The following is a 7628-nucleotide window of genomic DNA, read 5'->3' as shown; positions in this document are numbered from 1 at the left end:
CTTGGGGGTTTATTCCCCCGCTGGCTTAAACCCCACCTTCGTGGGGCCCGTGGTTGCGGCTTGCCACACGTAAAAGCGACAACGACGTGCCCCTCGTGCTTGTAGGTTTGCGGGGTGGATGGTGAGGATGAGGCGCGCGTCGCTTACGACCTGGTGGCCGAGGACTACGCGGCGCTGCTGGAGGGCGAGCTCGAGAAGCTGCCGATCGAGCGGGCGATGCTGACCGCGTTCGCCGAGCAGGTCGCGGCGGACGGCGGGGGAGCAGTGGCCGACATCGGCTGCGGTCCCGGCCGGGTGTCCGGTTTCCTCGCCGGCATCGGGGTGGACGTGCGCGGCGTCGACCTGTCGCCGGGGATGATCGAGGTCGCGCGGCGCGACCACCCCGGCATCCCGTTCGAGGTCGCGTCGATGGCCCGCCTGCCGTACCGGGACGGCGAGCTCGCCGGCGCGCTGGCCTGGTACTCGATCATCCACATCCCGCAGGAGGAGCAGGACGCCGTGTGCGCCGAGTTCGCCCGCGTTGTCCGGCCGGGAGGCCGGCTGCTGCTCGGCTTCCAGGTCAGCGAGCAGGGCGACGAGGACGTGGTGCACCTGCGGCAGGCGTACGGCCACGAGCTCGAGCTGCGCACCCGGCGCCAGTCGCCCGTCCGTGTGAAGCAGCGGCTGGCGGAGGCCGGCTTCACCGTGCGGGCGGAGCTGTTCCGGGAGCCGGTGGCTCCCGAGAAGTCGCGGCAGGCGTTCCTGCTGGCTCAGCGCACGGCCGGCTCCGCCTCGGAGGCCGAGGCCGCCTCCTGAGCCGCGTGCGCGCGCACCCGCCCGCGCACCAGGTACCAGCCCGCGACCAGCAGCGGCACGATGATGACGACGGCCGCGCCGACCGTGAAGGTGCCCATCGGGTAGTCGAAGAGGATCAGCGCCCCGACCAGCACGAGGAAGCCGAGGGTCAGGTAGCTCGTGAACGGGGCCCCGGGCAGATGGAACGCGGGCCGGGTGAGCCGGCCGGCCGTGGCGAGCGACTGCAGCTTGAGCTGACACAGCACGATGACCGCCCAGGCCGTGAGCAGGCCGATGGAGGTCAGGTTGATGCCGATCTCGAACGCCTCGGCGGGCACGACCAGGTTCAGGCCGACGCCGACCAGCGCGACGACGCCGGTGATGAGGATGCCGCCGTAGGGCACGCCCGCCTTGTTCATCCGCAGCGCGAAGCGGGGCGCCGCACCGCGCAGGGCCAGGGACCGGGCGATCCGGCCGGTCGAGTAGAAGCCCGCGTTGAGCGAGGAGAGCGCAGCGGTCAGCACGACGAGGTTCATGATCGCGTCCGCCCCGTCGACGCCGATGGACGAGAAGAACGTGACGAACGGGCTCTCGCCCGCCTTGAACGCGGTGTAGGGGAGGAGCAGCGAGAGCAGCAGTACGGAGCCCACGTAGAACAGCGCGATCCGCACCAGGATCGTGTTGATCGCGCGCGGCATGGTCTTCGCCGGGTCCTCGGTCTCCCCGGCGGCGGTGCCGATCAGCTCGATCGCCCCGTAGGCGAAGACGACGCCCTGCACCACGAGGATGAGCGGCAGCACTCCGTTCGGGAAGAGGCCGCCGTTGTCCGCCAGCAGAGCGAAGCCAGGCGTGCGGCCGTCGACCGGGGTCCCCCAGACGACGAAGGCGATGCCGATGATGAGGAAGGCGACCAGTGCGACCACCTTGATGAGGGCGAACCAGAACTCCAGCTCGCCGAACACCTTCACCGAGAGCAGGTTGAGCAGGAGCACCACGGTCAGGGCGCCCAGTGCGTAGACCCACTGCGGGATCTCGCCGAGCACCGGGATGTACTTGCCGAAGAAGTGCATGTAGAGCGCGACCGCCGTCACGTCGACGATGCCGATCATGCCCCAGTACATCCAGTACATCCAGCCGGTCACGAAGGCGAGCTTCTCGCCGTAGAACTCGCGGGCGTAGGAGACGAACGAGCCCGAGTCCGGGCGGTGCAGGATCAGCTCGCCGAGCGCACGGAGGATGAGGTACGCGAACACGCCGCACACCGCATAGACGATGAGGAGACCGGGACCGCCGGAGGCGAGGCGGCCGCCGGCCCCGAGGAAGAGCCCGGTTCCGATCGCGCCGCCGATGGCGATCATCTGGATGTGCCGTCGCTTGAGGCCCTTGTGATACGCGCCGTCGCCGGCCGGGTCGGTGGAGGTCATCCGGAGATTCAACCAGGTGACGTGTGAGATTTCGGACCGACTTGATTTATATAGTCCAGCTATATAAAATGGATGCCGTGACCGAAACCCTGCACTCCCCGCTCGACACCGCTCAGCTCCGCCAGACCCTCGGCGACCTCGTCGTCGCGAGCCACCGCCTCACCCGCCTCGCCGCGCGCGTCACGGGCAGCACCGAGTCCCCGGCGACCTGGCGGACGCTCAGCGTGCTGCAGACGGTCGGCGCGATGCGGCTCGGCGAGCTCGCCTCCCAGAGCCGCGTGTCCCAGCCCACGATGACCAAGCTCGTGCGCAATCTCGTCGAGTCGGAGTGGGTCAAGCGCATCGCCGACGTGGACGACGCCCGCGCCTGGCAGATCGCGATCACCCCGAAGGGCGCCGCCGCGCTCCAGGACTGGCGCGACACGCTGTCGGAGGCCCTCGTGCCGATGTTCGCCGACCTCCGCGACGACGAGCTGGCCGCGATGCGGGCCACCGTCGAGATCATCGCCTCGCGCGTCGACCTCTCCGCCGCGACGTCGGCTGCTGTCGGCGGCCGCTGAGGCATTCACCTCACCGTTCACTCTTCACTCTCTGCAGACCTAGGAGGCCTCACCCGTCCATGTCCCATCAGAAGCCGGACAACATCCTCAAGCAGCCGACCGCCGTCTGGGCCGTCGCGTTCGCGTCGGTCATCGCCTTCATGGGCATCGGCCTCGTGGACCCGATCCTCCCCGCCATCGCGGCCAGCCTGCAGGCGACCCCGACGCAGACCGAGATGCTCTTCACGAGCTACCTGCTGATCACGGGTGTCGCGATGTTCTTCACGAGCTGGATCTCCAGCCGCATCGGCGCCAAGCGCACCCTGCTGATCGGCCTCGCGCTGATCGTCGTCTTCGCGCTGGCCGCCGGGCTGTCGCAGAACGTGTGGACGATCATCGGCTTCCGCGCCGGCTGGGGCCTCGGTAACGCGCTCTTCATCTCCACAGCGCTCGCGACCATCGTCGGTGCGGCCGCGGGCGGAACCTCGGCGGCGATCATCCTCTACGAAGCCGCGTTGGGCCTGGGCATCGCCATCGGCCCGCTGCTCGGCGGACTGCTCGGCAGCTGGAGCTGGCGCGGGCCGTTCTTCGGCACCGCCACCCTGATGGCCATCGGCTTCATCGCGATCGTCGTCATGCTCAAGAAGAACCCCGAGAAGCCCGTCCCGACGAAGCTCTCCGCCCCGTTCCGCGCGCTCGGCCGGCCGGCGCTCGGCTTCCTGGCCGCCGCCGCGCTGTTCTACAACATCGGCTTCTTCGTGCTGCTGGCGTACACACCGTTCGCGCTGGCGGACCTCGGCGTCAAGGACGCGATCACGCTCGGGCTGATCTTCTTCGGCTGGGGCCTCGCGCTCGCGGTCACGTCTGTCTTGGTGGCGCCGTTCCTCACCGCGCGGCTGCCGCGGACCCGCGTGCTGTGGCTGATCATGCCGCTGCTGGCGCTCGACCTGGCCGCCGCCGGCCTGCTGGTCGGCTCGCTGGTCGCGCTGATCGTGTGCGTGATCGTCGGCGGTCTGCTGCTCGGCATCCTGAACACCGTGCTGACCGAGTGCGTGATGGAGGCCACCGACCTGCCGCGCGCTGTCGCCTCCAGCGCGTACTCCGGCGTCCGGTTCCTCGGCGGCGCCATCGCCCCGCCGGCGGCCACACTGCTGGCGAGTCTGTTCGCCCGGTCGACCCCGTTCTACGCCGGCGCCATCTCGGTGCTGATCGCCGCCGCCCTGGTCATGCTCGGACACAAGCACCTCAAGCGGGTCGACGCCCCGCACGAGACGCGCGAGCAGGAGGCGGAAGTCCTGGCCCTGGCCGACGCGGACTGACCTGAACCGGTTCAAGACTGAACCGGTTCAAAGAAAAGACGAAGAGCCGCCCTGTCCTAGTCAGGGCGGCTCTTCCCGTACGCGCCGAAGCGTCGGTACGGACGGACTGTCGGCGGTCGATCGTGCCTACCCGAAAGGCGCGATCGGCCAACGGCCGCATGACCTATTGTTTCAGATCACGGGACGCTGATCGTTCATATCCGGCCTGATTCGTGCAAATCCGCAATGATTCACCCGGCGCGTGTACGAACTCGCAGGGCTCAGCGCGGCGGCGCGGTCGATGTGCGCACCACGAGATGCGCCGATGAGCGCACCGATCCGGCCCGCGGCTCGCCGCCGCCCAGCTCGTCCAGGAGGATGCGCGTCGCCACCGCCCCCTGCTCGAACGGGCTCTGCGCCATCGTGGTGAGCCCGAAGCACTCCGCGAAGTCGTGGTCGTCGATGCCGATGACGGAGAGGTCCTCGGGCACGCGCAGTCCGTGGTCGCCCGCGGCGAGGATGGCGCCCATCGCCATCTCGTCCGAGCCGGCGAACACCGCCGTCGGCCGCGGGCCCGGGCGGTCGAGCAGCCGGTTCATCGCCGCGCGCCCCTCGGGGAGGGAGAAGCCGCCCGGGATGACCCACTCCGGCCGCACGGGGAGGTTCGCGGAGCGCATGGCCTTCTCGAAGCCGCGCAGCCGGCCGGCCGGTACGTTGCTGTTCAGGCCCTCCTCGTCCTCGCCGCCGAGGTGGGCGATCTCTGTGTGGCCGAGGCCGATCAGGTGGTTCGTGGCCTCCTTGGCCGTGGCCTTCTCGTCGATCCCGACGCTGCGCAGCCCCTTGACCGGCCCGCCGACCACGATGGTCGGGTGGCCGAGCGAGGCGAGCTGCTCGCGCTCGTCCGGCGTGAAGTCGAGGCACAGCGCCAGCAGCGCGTCCGTGCGCTTGCGCAGGATGCTGCGGTGGAAGACCCGCTCCCTGTCGCCGCGATGGCCGCCGAGGTTGAACAGGATCATGTCGTAGCTGGCCGAGCGCAACTCCGCGTCGACGCCCTCCAGCACCTGCGTGTAGAACCAGCGGCTGACCGACGGGACGACCACGCCGAGCGCGAGGGTGCGCCCGCTGGCCAGGCCGGACGCGCTCGACGACGCGACGTAGCCGAGCTCGTCGGCGGCGCGCCGCACCGCAGCGCGCGTCGTGTCGGACACGTTGGGGAGCCCCCGCAGCGCCCGCGAAACTGTTGCCGTTGAGACCCCGGTCGCGCGCGCGACCTCCTCGATGCCTGCCATGATCCCCCGTCAGGAGTCCTGGCCCGCTCGTGCCTCCTCCGCCCGCAGGCGCGCCGCCACGATGCGGTGGCGCGCCTGCAGCAGAGCGATGAAGATCACGACGAGCACGAGCGAGATCAGCGCCCACGTCAGCGCGGGTTGACCGGTCAGCTCGCAGACGGCTGTGATGATCGCGAACACCGCCCCGAAGAAGCCGACGAAGCCGAGGCCGATGTCGACGAGCTCCTTCGGGTCGGTCACGCGCATCGGTTCAGCCCTTCACTCCACCTGCGGTCAGGCCCGCCACGATCCGGCGCTGGAAGATCAGCACCAGGATGATGAGCGGGACGGTCACGATCGTACCGGCTGCCATGATGGCGGTGTACGGCTCCTGGTGCGGCTGGCTCCCGGTGAACGAGGCGATGGCGACCGTCACCGGCTGCGTCGCGTCGCTGGAGAGCTGGCTGGAGATCAGGAACTCGTTCCAGGACGAGATGAACGCCAGGATCGCGGTCGTGAACACGGCAGGCGCCGCCAGGGGCAGGATGATCTTGCGGAACGCCTGCGCCTGGGTGCACCCGTCGATCCGCGCGGCCTCCTCCAGGTCCCACGGCATCTCGCGGAAGAACGAGACGAGCGTGTAGACCGTCAGCGGGAGGGCGAACGAGATCTCCGGGATGATCAGCGCCTGGTAGGTGCCCATCCACCCGATGTTCGTGAAGAGCTGGAACAGCGGGGTGATGAGCGCGACGCCCGGGAACATCGAGGCGGCGAGGATGATGCCGAGCACGATGCCCTTGCCCAGGAACTCCAGGCGGGCGAGCGCGTACGAGGCGAAGATGCCGACGACCAGGGAGATCACGGTGACGCAGACGCCGATGAACAGCGAGTTCAGCAGCGCCTGGCCGAGGTGGTTGCCCAGGTTGGTCGACAGCGCCGTCACGTAGTTGTCGAACGTGATGTGCGTGAACCACGGCGTGTTGTCGCTGGTGTAGCCGACGTCGCGGAACGACGTCACGACCATCCAGTAGAACGGCAGCAGACACCACAGCACGATGACCAGCGCCTGCACGATGGTGCGGGTGTTCTGGTTGCGGTTGCGGGATCGCGTTCGGCTCTTCGTGTGCGGGCGGGCGGGTGCGTTCGTGTCGGAGGTGGCCGTTGTGGGGCCGGCGACGGTGGTCATCACTTCGCTCCCTTCGCTTGCGTCTCCTGCGTTCGCACCACGTTCGTGCCGAGGAACCGCACGAAGATGAACGCGACCAGGAAGATCAGGATGAACGTGATGGTGGAGAGGGCGGCAGCGCTGTTGAAGCCCTGCCTGATCTGATCGACCACGAGGATGGACAGTGTCGTCGTCGCATGGCCTGTGCCACCGCCGCCGCCTGTCAGGATCTGCGGCAGGTCGTAGATGCGGAGGGCGTCGAGGGTGCGGAACAGGACCGCGACCATCAGCGCCGGCTTCAGCAGCGGCATGGTGACGCGCCAGAAGCGCTGCCACGTGCTCGCGCCGTCCATCTTCGCCGCCTCGTAGACGTCCTCCGGGATGATCTGGAGGCCGGCCAGGATGAGCAGCGCCATGAACGGCGTCGTCTTCCAGGTGTCGGCGATGATGACCGCGAACCGGGACGCCCATTCGTCGCTCGTCCACAGGATGTGCGCGTTGAGGACGGCGTTGGCGACGCCGGCGACCGAGAAGATGAAGAACCAGAGCTTCGCGGTGACGGCGGTGGGGATCGCCCACGGGATCAGGATGGCCGCGCGGACGAAGCCGCGGCCGCGGAAGGCGCGGTTCATGATGAGCGCGAACCAGAGGCCGAGGACGGTCTCGAGGATGACGGTCGTGATCGTGAAGAAGAAGGTGACCCCGACGGCGCTCCAGAAGGTGGAGCCGAGGTTGCCCGGCGGGCACGAGACCGTGGTCCCGTTCGGGCCGGCGCACTGCTGGAACAGCCAGTGGGCGTAGTTCGAGAATCCGGCGAAGCCGCCCTGCACGAACAGGCCCGTCGCCGGGTCGAGCCCTGCGTCCTTCTGGAACGACATCACGACGGCGCTGACGATCGGGTACCCGATCACGATGGCGAGCAGGATCAGCGTGGGGAGGATGAGGTAGAGGGCCCAGCGGCTCTGCTGGCGGCGGGTGTGCTTGACTCCGGCGCGCTGCTCAGGCGGCCTGTTCTTTGTTGATGAGGGGGCGACGACGTTCGACGTTGACATGTGCGGCCTCCGGGGAGAAAGCGGTGGGGGTGGGGAGCCGGGCGGCGGGAGAGGTCCCGCCCCCCCCCGCCCCGACAGGGGCCAACAGCACCCCGCACCCCGGCGAGA

The 7628-nt window shown here is 69.0% G+C and carries 8 protein-coding genes; 3 read left to right on the top strand and 5 right to left on the bottom strand.

Features of this window, described 5'->3' with window-relative positions; genetic code table 11:
• Positions 1-114: 114 nt before the first annotated feature.
• The gene (locus tag ACFQ9V_RS20295) at positions 115-795 is read left to right on the top strand and encodes a class I SAM-dependent methyltransferase (RefSeq protein WP_382460920.1); all 681 of its coding nucleotides are present in this window, start codon (positions 115-117) and stop codon (positions 793-795) included.
• Here the strand turns inward: ACFQ9V_RS20295 and ACFQ9V_RS20290 are convergent.
• The gene (locus ACFQ9V_RS20290) at positions 750-2198 is read right to left on the bottom strand and encodes an amino acid permease (protein ID WP_382460919.1); all 1449 of its coding nucleotides are present in this window, start codon (positions 2196-2198) and stop codon (positions 750-752) included. The genes ACFQ9V_RS20295 and ACFQ9V_RS20290 overlap by 46 nt on opposite strands.
• A gap of 77 nt (positions 2199-2275) precedes the next feature.
• Here ACFQ9V_RS20290 and ACFQ9V_RS20285 point away from each other — a divergent pair, with 77 nt between their 5' ends.
• Complete coding sequence (locus tag ACFQ9V_RS20285) at positions 2276-2758, top strand: MarR family winged helix-turn-helix transcriptional regulator (RefSeq protein WP_382460918.1); 483 nt, start codon at positions 2276-2278, stop codon at positions 2756-2758.
• 59 nt (positions 2759-2817) lie between these two features.
• Complete coding sequence (locus ACFQ9V_RS20280) at positions 2818-4056, top strand: MFS transporter (RefSeq protein ID WP_382460917.1); 1239 nt, start codon at positions 2818-2820, stop codon at positions 4054-4056.
• 260 nt (positions 4057-4316) lie between these two features.
• Here ACFQ9V_RS20280 and ACFQ9V_RS20275 read toward each other — a convergent pair whose 3' ends face one another.
• Genes ACFQ9V_RS20275 through ACFQ9V_RS20260 form a run of 4 tightly spaced genes read right to left on the bottom strand, consistent with a single transcriptional unit; the run spans position 4317 to position 7520 of the window.
• Positions 4317-5324 carry a LacI family DNA-binding transcriptional regulator gene (locus tag ACFQ9V_RS20275; RefSeq protein ID WP_382460916.1) on the bottom strand — a complete coding sequence of 336 codons (1008 nt, stop codon included), beginning with the start codon at positions 5322-5324 and terminating at the stop codon, positions 4317-4319.
• A 9-nt stretch (positions 5325-5333) separates the two neighbouring features.
• A complete protein-coding gene (locus tag ACFQ9V_RS20270; protein WP_382460915.1) occupies positions 5334-5570 on the bottom strand; it encodes a hypothetical protein in 237 nt (78 codons plus the stop codon).
• Positions 5571-5574: 4 nt separating this feature from the next.
• On the bottom strand, positions 5575-6489 hold the full coding sequence (locus ACFQ9V_RS20265; protein WP_382460914.1) for a carbohydrate ABC transporter permease: 915 nt from the start codon (positions 6487-6489) through the stop codon (positions 5575-5577).
• Entirely contained in the window at positions 6489-7520 is a 1032-nt protein-coding gene (locus tag ACFQ9V_RS20260) for a carbohydrate ABC transporter permease (RefSeq protein WP_382460913.1), read from the bottom strand. The genes ACFQ9V_RS20265 and ACFQ9V_RS20260 overlap by 1 nt, the downstream gene beginning before the upstream one ends.
• Between the last annotated feature and the right edge of the window lie 108 nt (positions 7521-7628).

Source organism: Leifsonia sp. NPDC056665, from assembly GCF_042791795.1.
In the GTDB taxonomy this organism is placed as follows: Bacteria; Actinomycetota; Actinomycetes; order Actinomycetales; family Microbacteriaceae; genus Leifsonia.
Note: the sequence above shows the minus strand (reverse complement) of the source record. Positions and strands in the feature narration are given on the sequence as shown.

Excerpts from the sequence above, each read along its gene's own strand:
- ACFQ9V_RS20290 (WP_382460919.1), bottom strand. The coding sequence starts at position 2,198 with ATGACCTCCACCGACCCGGCCGGCGACGGCGCGTATCACAAGGGCCTC.
- ACFQ9V_RS20275 (WP_382460916.1), bottom strand. The coding sequence starts at position 5,324 with ATGGCAGGCATCGAGGAGGTCGCGCGCGCGACCGGGGTCTCAACGGCA.
- ACFQ9V_RS20260 (WP_382460913.1), bottom strand. The coding sequence starts at position 7,520 with ATGTCAACGTCGAACGTCGTCGCCCCCTCATCAACAAAGAACAGGCCG.
- ACFQ9V_RS20265 (WP_382460914.1), bottom strand. The coding sequence starts at position 6,489 with ATGACCACCGTCGCCGGCCCCACAACGGCCACCTCCGACACGAACGCA.
- ACFQ9V_RS20270 (WP_382460915.1), bottom strand. The coding sequence starts at position 5,570 with ATGCGCGTGACCGACCCGAAGGAGCTCGTCGACATCGGCCTCGGCTTC.
- ACFQ9V_RS20280 (WP_382460917.1), top strand. The coding sequence starts at position 2,818 with ATGTCCCATCAGAAGCCGGACAACATCCTCAAGCAGCCGACCGCCGTC.